General features: G+C 59.1%; 21 protein-coding genes. 15 read left to right on the top strand and 6 right to left on the bottom strand.

Features of this window, described 5'->3' with window-relative positions; translation table 11 throughout:
• Nucleotides 1-117: 117 nt before the first annotated feature.
• The 3 genes from E4T63_RS27895 to phoB all read right to left on the bottom strand — a co-directional run bounded on the left by E4T63_RS27895 (nucleotide 118) and on the right by phoB (nucleotide 3,632).
• Nucleotides 118-1,458, bottom strand: coding sequence for a hemolysin family protein (locus tag E4T63_RS27895; protein ID WP_003229612.1), 1,341 nt, complete (start codon nucleotides 1,456-1,458; stop codon nucleotides 118-120).
• A 123-nt stretch (nucleotides 1,459-1,581) separates the two neighbouring features.
• On the bottom strand, nucleotides 1,582-2,868 hold the full coding sequence (phoR, locus tag E4T63_RS27890) for a phosphate regulon sensor histidine kinase PhoR (protein WP_245223478.1): 1,287 nt from the start codon (nucleotides 2,866-2,868) through the stop codon (nucleotides 1,582-1,584).
• Between the two features lie 74 nt (nucleotides 2,869-2,942).
• Nucleotides 2,943-3,632 carry a phosphate regulon transcriptional regulator PhoB gene (gene phoB, locus E4T63_RS27885; protein WP_003229608.1) on the bottom strand — a complete coding sequence of 230 codons (690 nt, stop codon included), beginning with the start codon at nucleotides 3,630-3,632 and terminating at the stop codon, nucleotides 2,943-2,945.
• Nucleotides 3,633-3,783: 151 nt separating this feature from the next.
• On the opposite strand from phoB, the gene E4T63_RS27880 reads away from it, so the two are divergent.
• Complete coding sequence (locus E4T63_RS27880; RefSeq protein ID WP_027610374.1) at nucleotides 3,784-4,167, top strand: COG4315 family predicted lipoprotein; 384 nt, start codon at nucleotides 3,784-3,786, stop codon at nucleotides 4,165-4,167.
• Nucleotides 4,168-4,279: 112 nt separating this feature from the next.
• Here the strand turns inward: E4T63_RS27880 and ubiA are convergent, their stop codons facing one another.
• Together ubiA and E4T63_RS27865 are read right to left on the bottom strand one after the other, a co-directional pair.
• Nucleotides 4,280-5,170 (bottom strand): 4-hydroxybenzoate octaprenyltransferase, encoded by an 891-nt coding sequence (gene ubiA, locus E4T63_RS27870; protein WP_134785017.1) that lies wholly within the window; start codon nucleotides 5,168-5,170, stop codon nucleotides 4,280-4,282.
• Nucleotides 5,170-5,730, bottom strand: coding sequence for a chorismate--pyruvate lyase family protein (locus E4T63_RS27865; RefSeq protein ID WP_134785016.1), 561 nt, complete (start codon nucleotides 5,728-5,730; stop codon nucleotides 5,170-5,172). Before E4T63_RS27865 ends, ubiA begins: the two co-directional genes overlap by 1 nt.
• A gap of 200 nt (nucleotides 5,731-5,930) precedes the next feature.
• Here E4T63_RS27865 and E4T63_RS27860 point away from each other — a divergent pair, with 200 nt between their 5' ends.
• The 3 genes from E4T63_RS27860 (at nucleotide 5,931) to E4T63_RS27850 (ending at nucleotide 7,733) form a co-directional block, all read left to right on the top strand.
• On the top strand, nucleotides 5,931-6,098 hold the full coding sequence (locus E4T63_RS27860; RefSeq protein ID WP_003229600.1) for a rubredoxin: 168 nt from the start codon (nucleotides 5,931-5,933) through the stop codon (nucleotides 6,096-6,098).
• A 20-nt stretch (nucleotides 6,099-6,118) separates the two neighbouring features.
• The gene (locus E4T63_RS27855; RefSeq protein WP_135296856.1) at nucleotides 6,119-7,267 is read left to right on the top strand and encodes an NAD(P)/FAD-dependent oxidoreductase; all 1,149 of its coding nucleotides are present in this window, start codon (nucleotides 6,119-6,121) and stop codon (nucleotides 7,265-7,267) included.
• A gap of 190 nt (nucleotides 7,268-7,457) precedes the next feature.
• Nucleotides 7,458-7,733 carry an HU family DNA-binding protein gene (locus tag E4T63_RS27850; protein WP_003213368.1) on the top strand — a complete coding sequence of 92 codons (276 nt, stop codon included), beginning with the start codon at nucleotides 7,458-7,460 and terminating at the stop codon, nucleotides 7,731-7,733.
• A 95-nt stretch (nucleotides 7,734-7,828) separates the two neighbouring features.
• Here the strand turns inward: E4T63_RS27850 and E4T63_RS27845 are convergent, their stop codons facing one another.
• Nucleotides 7,829-8,185 carry a hypothetical protein gene (locus E4T63_RS27845; protein ID WP_135296855.1) on the bottom strand — a complete coding sequence of 119 codons (357 nt, stop codon included), beginning with the start codon at nucleotides 8,183-8,185 and terminating at the stop codon, nucleotides 7,829-7,831.
• Between the two features lie 752 nt (nucleotides 8,186-8,937).
• Between E4T63_RS27845 and tssA the strand changes: the two genes are divergently transcribed.
• From tssA to tssG, 11 genes are all read left to right on the top strand, one after another.
• A complete protein-coding gene (gene tssA / locus E4T63_RS27840) occupies nucleotides 8,938-10,500 on the top strand; it encodes a type VI secretion system protein TssA (RefSeq protein ID WP_135296854.1) in 1,563 nt (520 codons plus the stop codon).
• A gap of 32 nt (nucleotides 10,501-10,532) precedes the next feature.
• Nucleotides 10,533-11,036, top strand: a complete 504-nt coding sequence (gene tssB / locus E4T63_RS27835) for a type VI secretion system contractile sheath small subunit (protein ID WP_003229587.1) — start codon at nucleotides 10,533-10,535, stop codon at nucleotides 11,034-11,036.
• Between the two features lie 25 nt (nucleotides 11,037-11,061).
• Nucleotides 11,062-12,537, top strand: a complete 1,476-nt coding sequence (tssC, locus tag E4T63_RS27830) for a type VI secretion system contractile sheath large subunit (RefSeq protein ID WP_003229584.1) — start codon at nucleotides 11,062-11,064, stop codon at nucleotides 12,535-12,537.
• 9 nt (nucleotides 12,538-12,546) lie between these two features.
• Complete coding sequence (gene tssE, locus E4T63_RS27825) at nucleotides 12,547-12,954, top strand: type VI secretion system baseplate subunit TssE (RefSeq protein ID WP_007920274.1); 408 nt, start codon at nucleotides 12,547-12,549, stop codon at nucleotides 12,952-12,954.
• Nucleotides 12,955-12,965: 11 nt separating this feature from the next.
• The gene (locus E4T63_RS27820; RefSeq protein WP_098966311.1) at nucleotides 12,966-13,490 is read left to right on the top strand and encodes a PAAR domain-containing protein; all 525 of its coding nucleotides are present in this window, start codon (nucleotides 12,966-12,968) and stop codon (nucleotides 13,488-13,490) included.
• Nucleotide 13,491: 1 nt separating this feature from the next.
• The gene (locus E4T63_RS27815) at nucleotides 13,492-14,142 is read left to right on the top strand and encodes a hypothetical protein (protein ID WP_135296853.1); all 651 of its coding nucleotides are present in this window, start codon (nucleotides 13,492-13,494) and stop codon (nucleotides 14,140-14,142) included.
• A 5-nt stretch (nucleotides 14,143-14,147) separates the two neighbouring features.
• On the top strand, nucleotides 14,148-14,504 hold the full coding sequence (locus tag E4T63_RS27810; protein ID WP_225136803.1) for a hypothetical protein: 357 nt from the start codon (nucleotides 14,148-14,150) through the stop codon (nucleotides 14,502-14,504).
• A 47-nt stretch (nucleotides 14,505-14,551) separates the two neighbouring features.
• Complete coding sequence (locus E4T63_RS27805; RefSeq protein ID WP_134785012.1) at nucleotides 14,552-14,776, top strand: hypothetical protein; 225 nt, start codon at nucleotides 14,552-14,554, stop codon at nucleotides 14,774-14,776.
• The gene (locus tag E4T63_RS27800) at nucleotides 14,773-15,195 is read left to right on the top strand and encodes a hypothetical protein (protein WP_134785011.1); all 423 of its coding nucleotides are present in this window, start codon (nucleotides 14,773-14,775) and stop codon (nucleotides 15,193-15,195) included. The genes E4T63_RS27805 and E4T63_RS27800 overlap by 4 nt, the downstream gene beginning before the upstream one ends.
• Nucleotides 15,196-15,264: 69 nt before the next feature.
• Nucleotides 15,265-17,052, top strand: coding sequence for a type VI secretion system baseplate subunit TssF (gene tssF / locus E4T63_RS27795; protein WP_007962320.1), 1,788 nt, complete (start codon nucleotides 15,265-15,267; stop codon nucleotides 17,050-17,052).
• Nucleotides 17,016-18,023 carry a type VI secretion system baseplate subunit TssG gene (gene tssG / locus E4T63_RS27790; protein ID WP_003229570.1) on the top strand — a complete coding sequence of 336 codons (1,008 nt, stop codon included), beginning with the start codon at nucleotides 17,016-17,018 and terminating at the stop codon, nucleotides 18,021-18,023. The genes tssF and tssG overlap by 37 nt, the downstream gene beginning before the upstream one ends.
• The last annotated feature ends 9 nt before the right edge of the window (nucleotides 18,024-18,032 follow it).

Genomic DNA, 18,032 nt, shown 5'->3' with positions numbered 1-18,032 from the left:
GTCCCAAAATCATTGAAGGCATTGAGTCAGGAGTTACGCGATTGCAGATTACAGGGCCGCTCCGCGACCCATCGGGGATAAATCCCCTCACCACAGAAGCGTCTCCCAAAACACCCATCAATCCAGCATCAACACCTTCGCCAGCACAATCTTCGGCCCTTTCATCTTCTTGATGATGATCCGCAGGCCTTCGACTTCCAGCACTTCTTCCTCTTCCGGCACTCGTTTCAGGGTCTCGTAGACCAGACCGGCGAGGGTTTCGGCTTCGATGTGATCCAGGTCGATTCCGAGCAGGCGTTCAACCTTGAACAGCGGCGTATCACCACGCACCAGCAGCTTGCCCGGCTGATACGCGAGGATCCCGCGCTCGGCCTTGCGGTGTTCGTCCTGGATGTCGCCGACCAGCACTTCCAGCACGTCTTCCATGGTCAGGTAGCCGATGATGTTGCCGTCGGCTTCTTCCACCACGGCGAAGTGCGAGCCGCCCTTGCGGAACTGCTCCAGCAGCTGCGACAGCGGCATGTGCCGCGACACGCGCTCCAGTGGACGGGTCAGTTCAGCCAGGTTGAACGACTCCGGAATGTGGTCCAGCGCCGCCAGCTCCAGCAGCAGGTCCTTGATGTGCAGCAGGCCGACGAACTCCTGACGTTCGCTGTCGTACACCGGATACCGGCTGAACTTGTGGCGACGGAACATCGCGAGGATTTCTTTCAGCGGCGCGTTGAATTCCAGGGTGATCAGGTCTTCGCGGGAGTTGGCCCAGTCGACCACTTCCAGTTCGCCCATCTCCACCGCCGAGGCCAGCACGCGCATGCCTTGGTCGCTCGGGTCCTGACCACGGCTGGAGTGCAGGATCAGTTTCAGTTCTTCGCGGCTGTAATGGTGTTCGTGGTGCGGGCCGGGTTCGCCCTGGCCGGCGATCCGCAGAATCGCGTTGGCGCTGGCATTGAGCAGGTAGATCGCCGGATACATCGCCCAATAGAACAGGTACAGCGGCACCGCCGTCCACAGCGACAGCAGCTCCGGTTTGCGGATCGCCCACGACTTGGGCGCCAGCTCACCGACCACGATGTGCAGGTAGGAAATGATGAAGAACGCGGTAAAGAACGAAATGCCTTTGACCACTTCCGGCGACTGCACGCCGACCGCGCTCAGCAGCGGTTCGAGAATGTGCGCGAATGCCGGCTCACCGACCCAGCCGAGGCCGAGGGAGGCGAGGGTGATACCGAGCTGACACGCCGAGAGGTACGCATCGAGCTGACTGTGTACGGTGCGCAGGATGTGCCCGCGCCAGCCGTTCTTGTCGGCGATGGCCTCGACCCGGGTCGAGCGCAGTTTGACCATGGCGAATTCCGCCGCAACGAAGAAGCCGTTGAGCAAAACCAGGATCAGAGCGAAAAGAATCATGCCGAAATCGGCGAAAATCGTAGCGAGGGACAAGCCAGGGGAAGGGTCCATGATGGAGTTTTGCAGGTTCCGTGTGATTCGTAAGAGAGAAGAAATCGCGCCTGAAAGGCAGACGCAAGTCAGCCAATGTAGCGGCTGACATGGCGATTGCCTAGTGGCGCGTGCTGGCCGGTATCACTCGGCGGCGCTGATGGCCCGTGCCTGGGCCACCTGGGCCGGGACGAAATGGCAGGTGAACGTGCTGCCATGACCGGGCACGCTGCTGATCTCCATCCGCGCGCGGTGGCGCAGCAACACGTGTTTGACGATCGCCAGACCGAGCCCGGTGCCGCCGGTGTTGGAGTTGCGGCTGGAGTCGACGCGGTAGAAGCGTTCGGTCAAGCGCGGCAGGTGCTTGCTGTCGATGCCGATCCCGGAGTCCTGCACGCTCAGGTGCGCGCCTTGCTCGTCACCCCACCAGCGAATGCGGATATTGCCTTCGGCCGGGGTGTATTTCACCGCGTTGAACACCAGGTTGGAGAAGGCACTGCGCAGCTCCGCCTCGCTGCCCTTGAGCAGGAGGCGCGCATCGGCTTCGAGAGTGATTTTCTGGTTCTTCTGCCCGGACAACTGCTGGGCGTCGCTCTTGATCGACTGCAGCAGGGCGTCGATCTGCACTGGCTGGTTGTCCGACGGGTAATCGGTGGCTTCCAGTTTCGCTAACAGCAGCAGGTCGTTGAGCAGCGTCTGCATGCGCCCGCCCTGTTGCTGCATCTGCTGCAGCGCGCGGCTCCAGCGCGGATTCACTTCCTCGACGTTGTCGAGCAGGGTTTCCAGATAGCCACAGATCACCGTCAGCGGCGTGCGCAGTTCGTGGGAGACGTTGGCAATGAAGTCTTTGCGCATCTGCTCCAGCTGATGGATGCGCGTGACGTCGCGCACCAGCATCAGGTGTTCGTTGTTGCCGTAGCGCGTAAGGTACAGCTGAATGCGCACCCGATCATTGGTCGGCGAAGGGATTTCCAGCGGTTCGGCGTAGCTTTCCTGCTCGAAGTATTCCTTGAAGCGGGGATGCCGTACCAGGTTGGTTACCGGTTGGCCGCTGTCTTGCGGGGTCTTGAGGCCGAGCAGGGTTTCGGCAGCGCGGTTCCACCATTCCAGGTTGCCGTCGCTGTCGAGCATGATCACCGCGTCTTTGAGCGCGGCGGTGGACTCCTGCACCCGGTCGATCACCGCTTGCAGGCGCCCGCGTACCCGTTGATCGCGGCGTTGCAGGTGGTAGATGCTGTCGAACACCTCGCCCCACAGGCCATAGCCGTCGGGCGGTGCTTCATCGGGTTGGTGCAGGCGCAGCCATTCGTGCAGACGCAGCAGTTGCTTGAGCGTCCAGGCCAGGTAAATCCCCAGGCCTGCTGCGAGGCTCCAGCCGTAGTAGCCGGTGATCAGGCCGATCACCAGACACGCTGTGACCAGCAACAGCATGTGGCGAATCAGGGTGCCATGCCAGTTTTGATTCACGGAAAATACGGTCCTTGTCAGCGAGTCTGGCGGTCGGATCAGGCCTTGGTGGAAAACCGGTAGCCGGTGCCGCGCACGGTTTGTACCAGATTTTCGTAGGCGTCGCCGAGGGCCTTGCGCAGGCGGCGGATGTGCACGTCGACGGTGCGCTCTTCAACATAGACGTTGCCGCCCCAGACCTGATCCAGCAACTGCCCGCGCGTGTAGGCGCGTTCCTGGTGGGTCATGAAGAATTGCAGCAGACGGTATTCGGTCGGGCCCATCTCGGCCGGACGGCCGTCGATGGTTACGCGGTGGCTGATCGGGTCGAGCAGCAGGCCGCCGACTTCGATTGGCGCTTCGCCATCGGTCGGGCCGGCGCGGCGCAGCACAGCCTTGAGGCGTGCGACCAGTTCGCGTGGAGAAAACGGTTTGGTGATGTAGTCGTCGGCGCCGACTTCAAGACCCTGAATCTTGTTGTCCTCTTCGCCCTTGGCGGTGAGCATGATGATCGGGATGTCCCCGGTCAGCTCGTCACGCTTGAGGCGGCGGGCCAGTTCGATGCCGGAGGTGCCGGGCAGCATCCAGTCGAGCAGGATCAGGTCCGGTTTGCGGTCAACGATGATGGCGTGTGCCTGCTGCGAGTTCTCCGCCTCGAGGCAGTCATAGCCGGCCATTTCCAACGCAACGGCGATCATTTCGCGAATGGGCGCTTCGTCGTCGACGATCAGAATGCTCCTGCCAACCATGCCTTAATCCTCTTGTCATTTAACTGTCTTGCGCCGCATTAGATAACGGAATTATTGCAGTCGTGTGACAGTATTTTAGTCGCCCGGCGGTTGGCGTGATCCTGGACTAAGCTCTAAGTCCGAATCCTGACAACCACAAAAGAAGGTTTCCATGACTCAAATGACTGCTTCTTTCAAAGCTCTGCTGATGGCTGCTGCCGTTGCTTTACCGACCATGGCGTTTGCTGCTGAGCCAGCGATGGAGAAGGACGGCATGTTTACCGATCACAAGGGCATGACCCTGTATACCTTTGCCAAAGACTCTGCGGGCAAGTCCATGTGCAACGACAAGTGTGCGGCGAACTGGCCACCGCTAATGGCTACGGCCGGCGACAAGTCCATGGGCGACTGGACCGTGATCAAGCGCGATGACGGCAAGATGCAATGGGCTTACGAGGGCAAACCGCTGTACACCTTCGTCATGGACAAGAAGGCTGGTGACATGACCGGTGAGGGCAAAATGGACGGCGCCTGGCACGTCGCCAAGGCCAAGTAAACGCAAATCCCCTGTGGGAGCGGGCTTGCTCGCGAAAGCGGTGTGTCAGTTGACGAAGAGGCCACTGGCAAAACGCTTTCGCGAGCAAGCCCGCTCCCACAGGTTTTGTGGATCAACGCAGCGCGTAATCCAGCACAATCCCGACGAAAATCGCCAACCCGGCCCAGTGGTTGTGCAAAAACGCCTTGAAGCAACGCATCCGGTCGCGATCACGGGTGTACCAGAACTCCCACGCATAGCATCCAGCGGCCACCAACAGGCCGAGATGGAACCAGATGCCCAGCTCGAACTTCGACCCGGCCAGCAACAGGCAGCCCAGCGACAGCGCCTGCAACGTCAGGATGATCACCCGATCCGCATCGCCGAACAGAATCGCCGTGGATTTCACGCCGATCTTCAGGTCGTCGTCACGATCGGTCATCGCGTAATAGGTGTCGTAACCCACCGTCCACAGCAGATTGGCGATCCACAGCAGCCAGGCGGCGGCGGGCACGGCGCCGGTTTCGGCGGTGAATGCCATCGGCATGCCCCACGAGAACGCTGCGCCCAATACCACTTGCGGGTAATAGGTGTAGCGCTTCATGAACGGGTAGGTGAATGCCAGCGCCAGGCCGCCCAGCGACAGCCAGATGGTCGGCGCATTGGTGCACAGCACCAGCAGGAAGCTCACGCCCATCAGCAGCGCGAAGAACACCAGCGCCTCTTTCGAACTGATCTTGCCGCTGGCCAGCGGTCGTTGCGCGGTGCGTTTAACGTGGCCGTCGACCTTGCGATCGGCCCAGTCGTTGATCACACAGCCACCGGCGCGGGTCAGCACCACACCGAGGACGAAAATCACAATGTTGGCCAGCGACGGCGAGCCCTTACCGGCAATCCATAGCGCCCACAGCGTCGGCCACAGCAGCAAGTAAATGCCGATCGGCTTGTCCATGCGCGTCAGCTGAATGAAATCCCAGGCGCGCGGGTTCAAGCGGTTCAGGGATTTGAGCAGGCTCTGGTACATCAGCAGTTCTCCGGATGGGCGCGGGCGGCGCTCCACAACGTCGGCAGGAAAATCTCCGCCACCAGTACGCTCAAGGCGCCACGGTCGAAACGCGAGCGCCGGCCCCACAGCTCGGGCGCGCGGCAGGCTGGCGGCAACCAGTCTTGCGGGTAGTGACAGACCTCGATGGCGCGGCGCTGGAAGGCGTGGTCGCAAAACAGCAGTTCGCCCAGCGAGCGGCTGCCCAGTTCGTCCATGTGCAGGCCGTCGCCTTGCAGGGCGGCGCGTGACGCCACGCTACGGGCGAACACCCAGGCCTCGCCGTAACCGCGCAGATACACCTCGCGCACCCAGCCTTCGCTGCCTTCGGCCAGATCCAGCGCCGCGCATTCGTCGCTGCGCAAAGTGTCCCAGCCTTCGAACAACGGTGTGACGCTGAAGCCGTCATTCGACAGCCGCGTCAGGCGGCGGGTCAGCGAGCCTTCGTCGAACAACCAGTTCAGGGTCAACGAATCGGGAAGGGACGTCAGTCGGCTTTGAGTCAGCCAGAGCGGGGTCGGGCAGGCATTTGAATGTTGCACAATGAGTCATTATTGGCCGCAAATGAGGCGGCGAGCTTAACATGGCGTGCTGCGAATTTGATGGATCCGGGGCGCCGTTGCGCCGAACAGGCTTGCATCTGCCCGGCACCCTCAGTACAAAACGCCCTGAGCCGGATGGCAGCGCTCCCACCATCGACCGTCCGCGCCGACAAAAGCCTGAATCCTGAGGAAGTACCTGAATGAAAAAGTGGCAATGCATCGTCTGCGGCCTGATCTACAACGAAGCTGACGGTTGGCCGGATGACGGCATCGCGCCGGGCACCCTGTGGCAGGACGTGCCGGAAGACTGGCTGTGCCCGGACTGCGGCGTGGGCAAGTCGGACTTCGAAATGATCGAAATCAACTGAGAAAAACCAAGGAGTAAGGCATGAACGCACCTGTCGTAATCGTCGGCACCGGGCTTGCGGGTTACAACCTGGCCCGGGAGTTTCGCAAACTCGATGGCGAAACCCCGCTGCTGCTGATTACCGCCGATGACGGGCGCTCTTACTCCAAGCCGATGCTCTCCACCGGTTTCGGCAAGAACAAGGACGCCGATGGCCTGAGCATGGCCGAACCCGGCGCCATGGCCGAGCAATTGAAGGCCGAAGTGCGCACCCACACGCGCATCAGCGGCATCGACGCCGGCCACAAGCGCCTGTGGATCGGCGAAGAAGCGGTGTACTACCGCGATCTGATCCTCGCCTGGGGTGCGGAAACCGTGCGAGTGCCGATCGAAGGTGACGGTGCTGATCTGGTGTTCCCGATCAACGATCTCGAAGATTACGCGCGCTTTCGTGCAGCCGCTGCGGGCAAGCGCCGCGTGTTGCTGCTGGGCGCCGGGCTGATCGGCTGTGAATTCGCCAACGACCTGATCCTCGGCGGCTACGAGGTGCAACTGGTGGCGCCGTGCGAGCAAGTGATGCCGATGCTGCTGCACCCGGCCGCTGCGGCCGCCGTGCAGGCCGGGCTGGAAAGCCTGGGCGCGCGTTTTCACCTCGGCCCGGTGCTGACCCGCCTGCAAAAAGTCGCAGACGGGCTGGAAGCGCATCTGTCCGACGGGCAGGTGATTGCCTGCGATGTGGTGGTTTCGGCCATCGGCCTGCGCCCGCGCATCGATCTGGCCGCGGCGGCCGGGGTACAGGTCAATCGCGGTGTCGTAGTCGACCGGTATCTGAAGACGTCCCACGCCAATATTTACGCCCTGGGCGACTGCGCCGAGGTCGATGGGCTGAATTTGTTGTACGTGATGCCCCTCATGAGCTGTGCGCGTGCGCTGGCACAAACCCTGGCCGGCAATCCGACGGCCGTGAGCTACGGCGCGATGCCGATCACGGTGAAAACCCCGGTATGCCCGTTGGTCGTTTCGCCACCGCCACGGGGCAGCGAAGGCGTCTGGACCGTCGAAGGGCAGGGCGCCGACATCAAGGCCCTGTGCCACAGTGCCGATGGTCAGTTGCTCGGCTATGCACTGATTGGCGCGGCGGTGATGGAAAAACTCGCCCTGAACAAACAGCTTCCGCCCCTGCTGGCGTAAATACCGGTCGTTCTGTCGGAATCACCCCGCTTTTGCCCCCACAAAGGTCGCGGGGAGACTGGCGCCGCCGGTATCCGCGTGCCATCCTCACTCCCGTCTGCCGCAGAGTAGAGCCTGCGGCGCCTTGGGCGCTGTTCCAACGAGAACAGCACGGACATAACAACAAAAAACCGTCAAAGGGGCTTCACTAATGCGTAAACCAGAACTCGCCGCTGCAATCGCTGAAAAAGCGGATCTGACCAAAGAACAGGCCAACCGCGTTCTCAACGCCGTCCTCGAAGAAATCACCGGCGCTCTGCACCGCAAGGACAGCGTCACGCTGGTGGGCTTCGGCACCTTCCTGCAACGCCACCGCGGCGCCCGCACCGGCAAGAACCCGCAAACCGGTGAGCCGGTGAAGATCAAGGCCAGCAACACCGTGGCATTCAAGCCAGGCAAGTCGTTGAAAGACAGCGTCAATCCTTAAATTGCGGCGAACTCCCTGAGAAGCGGGAGAACTGCAATAAAAAATGGGCACACCGATTGCGGTCGGGTGCCCATTTTTTGTGCCTGCCAATCGGCTTATTGACGTCGGAAGCAGGCCTTGCCGTTGCCGAAATCCACGGCCAGGCAGTTCGGCTCGATTGCCAGTTGCAGATCCTGAAACAGGCCGGACAAATCGCTGTTCGACGCCGGTTGGGTATCGCTCTTCAGCGTCACGGTGTTGTTTTCCACCTGCCAAGTGCCCTTGGCAATGCCATCTGCGCTGCCGTACGACACGCCCGCGTCAAACGTGCCGTCCTTGCGCAGCAGCAACTCGGCGCCCATCTCCATTGCACCGGTCAGATAGTAATGACCGTCCAGTGGCGGGGTGTCCGCTGACGCTTGAGTTGTTGGCAACCAAATAAGTGCTGCGAAAAATATGGCTTTCAATTCCATGAGGTAAAGCTCCTTGGCGGCTCCGGGCTCGGGAGCCGAATGAGATGCAGGCTTCGGACCGTGGCTCAACAGTCAGCCGGCCTGGTTGACATTGCCGGTCGAAAAGAATTTACCAAGGCAAGCTGGCAACGTGGGAAATAAAACGATGTAAGAATTATCCCTGACATTTGTCAGAGTATTTTCGGCGTGGAAGTGTTGCGTAAGTGGTGGAAAAGACTGTTGGATCGCACTTCGATAATTATTGAGTTGGCACTGAAGTACAGCATTCACGAGATGAATAAAGTTTCAGAAAAATGAACTGCCATCAAATTGATGGCACTTTTTTTGTTGAGCGTTGTCGCCGCTGAATTGTTTGTAATTCCAGCGGGTTCTCGGAAAAATCCTACTTCTATTTTTTTCGAGAGTTGTCATGCTGGCCCCCGTGTAATAGGACGGATGTTCGACGCGATTCGCGCAGGCTGGATCGGGCCGCTCTGGATCAAGGGTTCTGAGGGCGCAGGGCAAATGTTCACAATATAATTCGCCATCAGGGATTCCCCTGCCACATATAGGGCGATCTCCTACACGGCCCAATGAACACTTCGTCTTGTTGTTTAATCAGATGCTTGCTAGTGGCCATCATAGTGATTACGATGCGCCCACTTGAAAGAGCACATCTCAATTGGATGAGTCGCTTCACCGCTCTTCGATACTGTCCCGCGCCGCGGCAACTCCAATAGGCGCATGACTGTAATCCTAATTAAAGGCCATGGATGTCCTACTCAAGCAAACTTTCCGCCCATTACCTCGAACTCGCAAAAGTCTCTGTTTCCAAAGAGAATTTCGCGGGCGAAGACGTTCGTTTTTCGAGCGAATTCGAGGCGCTGGAAAGCGAGCTGGCCAAAGCCTCGTCGATGCACGAAAGCGGGCAGATCGACTGGCTGAAAATCCGTGAAAACAGCGAAAATCTGCTGCGTACCCAATCCAAGGATTTACGCGTCGGCGCCTGGCTGACCTGGTCGTTGTACCAGCGTGAATCCTTCCCCGGGCTGCTGGCCGGCCTCGGTCTGCTGCACCATCTGTCGGAAAACCACTGGGCCGACGTTCACCCGCTCAAACCGCGCACCCGCGCTGCCGCCATCGGCTGGCTGGTGCCGCGTCTGGAGCAGGTGCTCACCGAAAACATCGCGATCAAGGAACAGCTGCCGATGTTTCGGCAGTTGTCCGAGCATCTGGCCGGGCTCGATGCCGCGTGCACCGAGCACTTGGGCGACGACGCTCCGCTGTTGCTGCCGCTCTCGCGTCGCCTGAAAACCATGATCCAGCGTGCCGCCGACAATCAGCCGGCCCCCGGTGTGGTGGGCGCAGCGGTGGCGCAGGTCAAGCAGGCCGCGAGCCAGTTAATGGCCCCCGGCGCGCCGATCGATAACGAAAAAGACGCTTACAAGGCCCTGCGCGCCCAGCAGGAAAGCGCGCGTCCGTTGTGTGCCTGGTGGCTCAAGCAGAAGGCCACTGACCTGCGCGCCTTGCGTCTGAACCGCACTTTGCTCTGGCTGCCGATCGACGCGGTGCCCGAGCGCAACGCCGAGCAGATCACCGTGCTGCGCGGCCTGCCGGTGGACAAACTCAAGCAGTATCAGGATCGCTTCGATCAGGGCAAATACGCCGACCTGCTGGTGGAACTGGAGGCGAGCCTGGCGAAGGCGCCGTTCTGGTTCGATGGCCAGAGGATGGTCTGGGAATGTCTCCAGAACCTCAACGCCGAGATGGCAATGCGCGAAGTGGAAATCCACTTCGCGCTTTTGGTTCAGCGCCTGCCCGGCATCATCGAATGTCGTTTCCATGACGGCGCGCCGTTTGCCGATCCGTCCACCCGGGCGTGGATCGCCGGCAATGTCATGCCGCACCTGCAGAGCGCCAGCGCGCCGCGCAAGGTCGAAACTGACGACGTCGAAACCCAGCCCGCCTGGGAAAAGGCCCTGCAGGACGTGCTGCCGCTGCTGCGCAAAGAAGGCCTCAAGCCTGCCGTGCAAATCCTCAAGCAGGGGCTGCAGTCGGCCCACGGTGGCCGCGAGCGGTTCTTCTGGCAGTTCGCCCTCGCCCGGCTGTGCTTCATGGCCAAGAAGTACGAACTGGCCAAGAACCAGCTCGAAACCCTCGATCAGACATTACAGGACTCAGGCCTGCACGCCTGGGAGCCCGATCTTGCATTGGAAGTGCTGCACCTGCTGCACAGTTGCTGCGAGCTGTTGCCGCAGAACCATGCAGTGCGTGAACGCAAGGAAGAGATTTATCGCAGGCTGTGCCACCTCGATCTCGAAGTGGTACTCGAATAGGCCCCAGGGCCACAACCGCAAGGAGAAAAGCCATGGCCAAAGAAGGCTCGGTAGCCCCCAAGGAACGCATCAACGTCACCTTCAAACCCGCCACCGGCGGTGCTCAGGAAGAGATTGAACTGCCGCTGAAGCTGCTGGCAATCGGTGACTACACCCACCGCAAGGACGATCGCAAAATCGAAGATCGCAAGCCGATCAGCATCGACAAGATGACCTTCGACGAAGTGTTGGCCAAGCAAGAGCTGGGTCTGACGCTGAGCGTGCCGAACCGTCTGCAGGAAGATGGCGAGGCCGACGAGCTGGCTGTGCAACTGCGCGTCAATTCGATGAAGGACTTCAACCCGGCCAGCCTGGTCGAGCAAGTGCCTGAGCTGAAAAAACTGATGGAACTGCGCGATGCGCTGGTGGCCCTCAAAGGCCCGCTGGGTAACGCACCTGCGTTCCGTAAAGCGATCGAAGGCGTGCTCGCCGACGACGAATCCCGCGGTCGCGTACTCGGTGAGCTGGGCCTGAACGCCGCAGCCCCGGACGCCTGAGACTCCAGCCAAGGAAGCCAACACAATGAGCACTAGCGCAGCACAAGAGAAGAGCGCCGAAAGCGGCGAATACAGCATTCTCGACAGCATTATCGCCGAAACCCGTCTGACTCCGGACGACGAAGCCTACGACATCGCCAAGCGTGGCGTGTCGGCGTTCATCGAAGAACTGCTCAAGCCGCAGAACAACGGTGAGCCGGTCAAGAAGGCCATGGTTGACCGCATGATCGCTGAGATCGATGCCAAGCTCAGCCGTCAGATGGACGAAATCCTGCACCACCCGGACTTCCAGGCACTGGAATCGTCGTGGCGTGGCCTGCAGTTGCTGGTGGACCGCACCAACTTCCGCGAAAACATCAAGATCGAAATCCTCAACGTCTCCAAAGAAGACCTGCTGGACGATTTCGAAGACTCGCCGGAAGTCATGCAGTCGGGCCTGTACAAGCACATCTACACCGCTGAATACGGCCAGTTCGGTGGTCAGCCGGTGGGTGCGATCATCGCCAACTACTTCATGTCCCCAAGCTCGCCGGACGTGAAACTGATGCAGTACGTGGCCAGCGTTTCGTGCATGTCCCACGCGCCGTTCATCGCTGCCGCCGGCCCGAAATTCTTCGGTCTGGAAAGCTTCACCGGCCTGCCGGATCTGAAAGATCTGAAAGACCACTTCGAAGGCCCGCAATTCGCCAAATGGCAGAGCTTCCGTACTTCGGAAGACTCCCGTTACGTTGGTCTGACCGTGCCGCGTTTCCTGCTGCGCAACCCGTACGATCCGGAAGAAAACCCGGTGAAATCGTTCGTGTACAAGGAAACCGTTGCCAACAGCCACGAGCACTACCTGTGGGGCAACACCGCGTTCGCGTTCGGCACCAAGCTGACCGACAGCTTCGCCAAATTCCGCTGGTGCCCGAACATCATCGGCCCACAGAGCGGTGGCGCGGTTGAAGATCTGCCGTTGCACCACTTCGAAAGCATGGGCGAAATCGAAACCAAGATCCCGACCGAGGTTCTGGTCTCCGACCGTCGTGAATACGAACTGGCCGAAGAAGGCTTCATCTCCCTGACCATGCGCAAAGGTTCCGACAACGCGGCGTTCTTCTCCGCCAGCTCGGTGCAGAAGCCGAAGTTCTTCGGCATCAGCGCAGAAGGCAAGGCGGCAGAGCTGAACTACAAGCTCGGCACCCAACTGCCGTACATGATGATCGTCAACCGCCTGGCTCACTACTTGAAAGTGCTGCAGCGCGAGCAACTCGGTTCGTGGAAAGAGCGTACCGACCTCGAGCTGGAACTGAACAAGTGGATCCGTCAGTACGTCGCCGACCAGGAAAACCCGAGCGCCGAAGTGCGTGGCCGTCGTCCGCTGCGCGCTGCGCAAGTGATCGTCAGCGACGTTGAAGGCGAGCCGGGCTGGTACCGCGTGAGCTTGAACGTGCGTCCGCACTTCAAGTACATGGGTGCCGATTTCACCCTGTCGCTGGTTGGCAAGCTGGACAAAGAGTAAGAGCGACTCATGGACGGATACGGCAGCCTGTTCGAGCGCCTCAACGGCGACGCGCAACTACGCAAGGGCAACAGCCTTGAGGCTTGTGCCATGGCGTCAGTGGCTGCCCATCTGGCCAAAATGCTCAGCACCCGGGCCGGCAGCGTGCAAACGCTGGCCGACTACGGGTTGCCCGATCTCAATGACATGCGTCTGAGCCTGCACGACTCCCTGAGTCAGGCCCGTCTGGCCATCGAAAACTTCATCGAAGCCTACGAGCCGCGCCTGAGCAATGTGCGTGTCATTTCCCTGCCGCGTGACCACGACCAGTTGCGGCTGGCCTTCAGCATCGAAGGCCTGCTGGAAGTCGAGGGTTTCAAGCGTCAGGTCAGTTTTTCCGCGCGCCTGGATGGCAGCGGTCAAGTGAAGGTCACCTAAGGAGATTCCCGATGTCTGGCAAACCCGCAGCACGCGTATCCGACCCCACCGCTTGCCCACTTCCTGGCCACGGTACCAACCCGATCGCCGCCGGTTCCGGCGACGTGTTCTTCGACGGCCTCGCGGCCGCCCGCCAAGGCGATGCCTCGGCGTGTGGTGGTGCGTTGGTTGGCGATCTGGCGACTACCGTTTTGATCAATGGCAAACCAGCTGCGACCGTAGGTTCGGTTGGTTCTCACGGCAATAAAGTCACGGCAGGTTCCGGGACGGTGATTATCGGTAATTCGCACTCGCCGGCGCCGTTTGTGCCGCCAATTCCGTTGAACATATTTGGCTTTGATGTACGTGTTCAGTTAATGGACCCAGTATCGGGAGCCCCACTTAAAAATATTGCATACACCGCTACGCTTGAGGATGGTTCGGAAATTCGAGGCGTAACAGACGATACCGGACTATCCAAGTCGCTGGGCTCAAAAGCTCAAGTCCAAAATATACAAATTTCGGCTATACCAAACTGGTTGGTTAGGGGGGAGTGAAATGCCTCAAGCCGTAAAAGTCGCAACTGTAGCGACCACTCCTGCTAAGGATAAGACCCCAGTACAAATTTACTTGGTAAGTGATCATGATTTTGTGATTCCTGTTGTGTTTCCGGACTACAAAATTCATGTGGAGGCTTTGGGTATTAGTCATAAGTTCTCTGACCTAGGCCACGCAGGTGTACTAATTGTCAACGGTAAAACGGGGCTGACGAAGTACGGAGAGTACGGGCGTTATGAAGGAGCAGGTCCACCGGGAATTGTGAGGTTACGCCCTGTTCCTAATGTGACGATCAAAGGCGGAGCGATTACTGAGTCATCACTCAAAAAAACGTTGAGAAGTATGTCTTTAGCTTATGGTCAGTCGAGCAATGTGTCTGGGGTTGTACTCAGGGGGGGCGCTTTTTCTCAGGCCGAAGCGTGGCTTAAAAATAAAGAAAAAGACAACGACAACATGAATAGAGAACCGTACAGCATAAGAAGCCACAACTGCATGACGTTTGTGGCTGATTTAGTTGATAGTCTGGATCTCGGTGCGCCTAAAAGATCCTATTTTGCAGTGATACCAAAAGATTATATGGAGGATTTCCAAGAAACAAAGCCAGATCTGGATTACACATTCAGCAACGATACGTTGGAGATAAAAGATTGATCTGGTTGAAGCGTTTTCTGATGGCCGTTGGTGCACTGTCTCTGTTGATAGCATTCGGGGTAATGTTTTTTATGGATTTTTCAGAAGATAAGCCGCATGTACTCAGCGAATATCCAAATGCTCATTGGAGAGGTGGTGCTGATGGAGGTCAATACATTGAAGTGACTAAGTCAGAACCTCCATATTATTTCGTTCAAGTCAGGCATGAAAGTGGTGAGTTGTGGGATGAAGGATGGCTCAAGTTTGGAGACGAGAATAGCGAGCCACTCACATCTAACAGTGTAATTGCCTTTTCAGGAGAAGGTGTTATTTATCTTCAGCAACGCAAAGTCCTAAGTTCTGAAAAAGCTAAAGCGAAATAGCTATGAGCAAATATTGAAAGGCATTCTTGGGTATACGTTGGAAGCTGATGAAAATATCTGAAGCAGGTGAAATTCAAGGCTACCTCGCCTTTGTTGCCGACAGCGACCTGTTCGGCTGGCTGGCCCTGTTGAGCTTTTTTTTACTCGCGGCAGCAATTTTTCCCGCTGCTCGGAATTCGCACCTGCACCGTGTGATGACGTTTTCAGTTCTGGTAGCCATTGTTGCTATCCATGGCTTTGGTTCGTGGTATGGGAATTTGAGGCTTGCATGAGTAGCTACGTTCGTCTCGCCCTATGCCTATTAATCCACGCCCTCGGATGCGTGGCTTATGCATTTTTGAATGACGCGGTTGTGCATGCTTACAGGCTTTTTAACGGCGGATTTACCTCCCATGGTGTCGCCATCGGCATTGCGAGTTACGCACTGTTTTACATTTTTCTGGGCGTCAACCTGATCGTTGCGCTGATTCCAAGTCTGGTCGCCAAGCTGGCCATCCTTTTTCTGATGGTGGGCTTCATCCTGCTCTGGATGCTACCCGACAACCCGTTAAGAGCCCTGTTTTACGGCGTAGCTCAAGGCTGCGTCACGTTGCTGGCGATCCTCACCACTCAAGTCATCGAGTTGCGTTGGGCTTTGCGAAACATCGCAGGTCGCATTCAGCCAAGTCAGCCTGCAGGTGCAATCCAATGACCAGGTCGGACATCCAGCGTAATCCGCAGGACAGTTATTCCATGAGTTCCACTACCAGGCAGGTAACCCGTGTCCTTTAACCACTACTACCAAAGCGAACTCACCGCACTGCGCCAACTCGGTCGCCGTTTCGCCGAGCGTAGTCCGGCGTTGGCGCCGTTCCTGGGCCAGGCTGGGCGGGATCCGGATGTGGAGCGGTTGCTGGAAGGTTTTGCGTTCCTCACCGGGCGGCTGCGGCAGAAGCTCGATGACGAGCTGCCGGAGCTCAGCCACTCGCTGATGCAACTGCTGTGGCCGAACTACATGCGTCCGCTGCCGGCATTCAGCATTTTGCAGTTTGATCCGCTGAAGCGTTCGGGGCCGGCGCTGGTGGTCGAGCGCGATACGCCGATCGAAAGCAAACCGATCGAAGACGTGCGTTGCCGCTTCCGCACCTGCTACCCGACCGAAGTCTTGCCGCTGGATCTGGCCGCGCTGAACTACTCGGTGAAGGGCGACGGTTCGCTGCTCAGTCTGCGTTTGGAAATGAGCGCCGACGGCCACCTCGGTGAGCTGGAACTGAGCAAACTGCGCCTGCATTTTGCCGGCGAGCGCTACATCAGCCAGATGCTCTACCTGAGTCTGCTGCGCAACCTGGAAGGCATCGAGCTGATCCCGCTCGACGGCGCCGGCAAGCCAATCGATGGCGTGGCCGGCAAACCGATGGCGTTCAAGATTCCCGGTGACCGGGTCAAGCCAGTGGGCTTTGCCGAAGAAGAAGCGTTGATCCCGTATCCGCTGAACACCTTCCGTGGCTATCGCTACCTGCAGGAATACTTCGCCTTCCAGGACAAGTTCCTGTTTGTCGACGTCAACGGTCTGGACATTCTCAAGGCGCTGCCGGAAGACACCCTCAAGCAGATGCGCGGCCTGGAGTTGCGTTTCGATATTCGCAAGAGCGGCATCATGCGCATGCGGCCGACCCTGGATAACGTGAAGCTGTTCTGCACGCCGATTGCCAACCTGTTCGCGCATGACGCGCTGCCGATCCGCCTCGACGGCAAACAGGATGAATACCTGCTGCTGCCGGCGGAATACGATCTGGAAAACTGCGGCGTGTTTTCGGTGGAAACCGTCACCGGCTGGAAGCCCGGCGGCCTCGGTTATCAAGAGTACGTGCCGTTCGAATCGTTCGAGCACGACCCGAGTTTCGACGTACCCAACAGCCGTCCGCATTACAGCATCCGCCAGCGTTCGTCGTTGCTGCACGACGGCCTCGACACCTACCTGAGCTTCGGCATCCGCCATACCGAAGCCCACGAAACCCTGTCGATCGAGCTGATCTGCACCAACCAGAACCTGCCGCGCAAGCTCAAGCTCGGCGACATCTGCATGGCCTGCGAAGAGACGCCGGAGTTCCTGAGTTTCCGCAACATCACCCCGGCCACGTCGAGCTTTGCGCCACCACTGAACCGTGACTTCCTGTGGAAGCTGATCAGCAACATGTCGCTCAACTATCTGTCGCTGGCCGACGTCAACGCGTTGAAGGTGATTCTCGAAACCTACGACCTGCCGCGCTACTACGACCAGCACGCGGAGAAGGTCAGCAAGCGCCTGCTCGGCGGCCTCAAGCACATCAAGCACCACCACGTCGACCGGCTGCACCGTGGCTTGCCGGTACGCGGTCTGCGCACCGAACTGACCATCGACCCGGAAGGGTATATCGGCGAAGGCGACCTGTTCGTTTTCGCCTCGGTTCTTAACGAGTTTTTCGCGCTTTACGCCAGTCTCAATTCGTACCACGAGCTGCGGGTAAAAAGCACACAGGGAGAGGTGTACCAATGGACACCACGTATGGGCCTGCAGCCCCTGCTTTAAGCGGGCTGACCAAGGTAATACGCGAGTACTCGCTGTTTCAGGCCGTGCTGCTGGTGATCGACCGGCTGCGCGAGGCGCACCCGTACCTGAGCGAAGACGATCTGTACGATCAGGTGGAGTTCCAGGCCAACCCGAGTCTGGGCTTTCCGCGCAGCGACGTTGATCGCGTGGAGTTTTTCGAAGAGCACGGGCAGATGCGCGCACGCATGCGTTTCAACCTGATCGGGCTGGTCGGCTCCGGTTCGCCGCTGCCGGCGTTCTACGGCGAGCAGGCTCTGGGCGACAGCGAGGACGGCAACCCGACGCGCAACTTCCTCGACCTGTTCCACCATCGCCTGCAACGACTGATGCTGCCGATCTGGCGCAAGTACCGCTATCGCGCCAGCTTCCAGAGCGGCGCGATCGACCCGTTCTCCTCGCAGCTGTTCGCGCTGATCGGTCTGGGTGGCGACGAGATCCGCAAGGCCAAGGAGCTGAACTGGAAACGCCTGCTGCCGTACCTCGGTTTGCTCAGCTTGCGCGCGCACTCGGCGGCGCTGATCGAAGCCGTGCTGCGTTATTACTTCAAGCACGAAGACCTGGTCATCGAGCAGTGCATCGAGCGTCGCGTGGAGATCCTCGACGAGCAGCGCAACCGCCTCGGTCGCGCCAACAGCCTGCTCGGTGAAGACCTGGTGCTGGGCGAACAGGTGCGCGACCGCAGCGGCAAATTCCGCATTCACATCACCGAACTCGACTGGGAGCGATTCCACGAATTTCTGCCGATCGGTTTCGGTTACCAGCCGCTGTGCGCGCTGGTGCGGTTCACCTTGCGTGACCCGCTCGATTACGACATTCGCCTGGTGCTGCGCCCGGAAGAAATCCGCGAACTGCGCATTGGTGAGAAGAACGACTGTCGCCTGGGGTGGACCAGTTGGCTGGGCTGCGAAAAAGCAGACGGCGTGGTCACCCTCGGCAGCAAAATTCATTAAGGACGTGAG

The organism is Pseudomonas fluorescens (assembly GCF_004683905.1).
Taxonomy (GTDB): domain Bacteria; phylum Pseudomonadota; class Gammaproteobacteria; order Pseudomonadales; family Pseudomonadaceae; genus Aquipseudomonas; species Aquipseudomonas putida_A.
The sequence above is the reverse complement of the archived record's forward strand: the minus strand, read 5'-3'. Positions and strand labels throughout refer to the sequence as shown.

Bases quoted from the DNA above. Each gene is read 5' to 3' on its own strand.
- E4T63_RS27895 (WP_003229612.1), bottom strand. From the start codon at position 1,458: ATGGACCCTTCCCCTGGCTTGTCCCTCGCTACGATTTTCGCCGATTTC.
- phoR (WP_245223478.1), bottom strand. From the start codon at position 2,868: ATGCTGTTGCTGGTCACAGCGTGTCTGGTGATCGGCCTGATCACCGGC.
- phoB (WP_003229608.1), bottom strand. From the start codon at position 3,632: ATGGTTGGCAGGAGCATTCTGATCGTCGACGACGAAGCGCCCATTCGC.
- E4T63_RS27880 (WP_027610374.1), top strand. From the start codon at position 3,784: ATGACTCAAATGACTGCTTCTTTCAAAGCTCTGCTGATGGCTGCTGCC.
- ubiA (WP_134785017.1), bottom strand. From the start codon at position 5,170: ATGTACCAGAGCCTGCTCAAATCCCTGAACCGCTTGAACCCGCGCGCC.
- E4T63_RS27860 (WP_003229600.1), top strand. From the start codon at position 5,931: ATGAAAAAGTGGCAATGCATCGTCTGCGGCCTGATCTACAACGAAGCT.
- E4T63_RS27855 (WP_135296856.1), top strand. From the start codon at position 6,119: ATGAACGCACCTGTCGTAATCGTCGGCACCGGGCTTGCGGGTTACAAC.
- E4T63_RS27850 (WP_003213368.1), top strand. From the start codon at position 7,458: ATGCGTAAACCAGAACTCGCCGCTGCAATCGCTGAAAAAGCGGATCTG.
- E4T63_RS27845 (WP_135296855.1), bottom strand. From the start codon at position 8,185: ATGGAATTGAAAGCCATATTTTTCGCAGCACTTATTTGGTTGCCAACA.
- tssA (WP_135296854.1), top strand. From the start codon at position 8,938: ATGTCCTACTCAAGCAAACTTTCCGCCCATTACCTCGAACTCGCAAAA.
- tssB (WP_003229587.1), top strand. From the start codon at position 10,533: ATGGCCAAAGAAGGCTCGGTAGCCCCCAAGGAACGCATCAACGTCACC.
- tssC (WP_003229584.1), top strand. From the start codon at position 11,062: ATGAGCACTAGCGCAGCACAAGAGAAGAGCGCCGAAAGCGGCGAATAC.
- tssE (WP_007920274.1), top strand. From the start codon at position 12,547: ATGGACGGATACGGCAGCCTGTTCGAGCGCCTCAACGGCGACGCGCAA.
- E4T63_RS27820 (WP_098966311.1), top strand. From the start codon at position 12,966: ATGTCTGGCAAACCCGCAGCACGCGTATCCGACCCCACCGCTTGCCCA.
- E4T63_RS27815 (WP_135296853.1), top strand. From the start codon at position 13,492: ATGCCTCAAGCCGTAAAAGTCGCAACTGTAGCGACCACTCCTGCTAAG.
- E4T63_RS27805 (WP_134785012.1), top strand. From the start codon at position 14,552: ATGAAAATATCTGAAGCAGGTGAAATTCAAGGCTACCTCGCCTTTGTT.
- E4T63_RS27800 (WP_134785011.1), top strand. From the start codon at position 14,773: ATGAGTAGCTACGTTCGTCTCGCCCTATGCCTATTAATCCACGCCCTC.
- tssG (WP_003229570.1), top strand. From the start codon at position 17,016: ATGGACACCACGTATGGGCCTGCAGCCCCTGCTTTAAGCGGGCTGACC.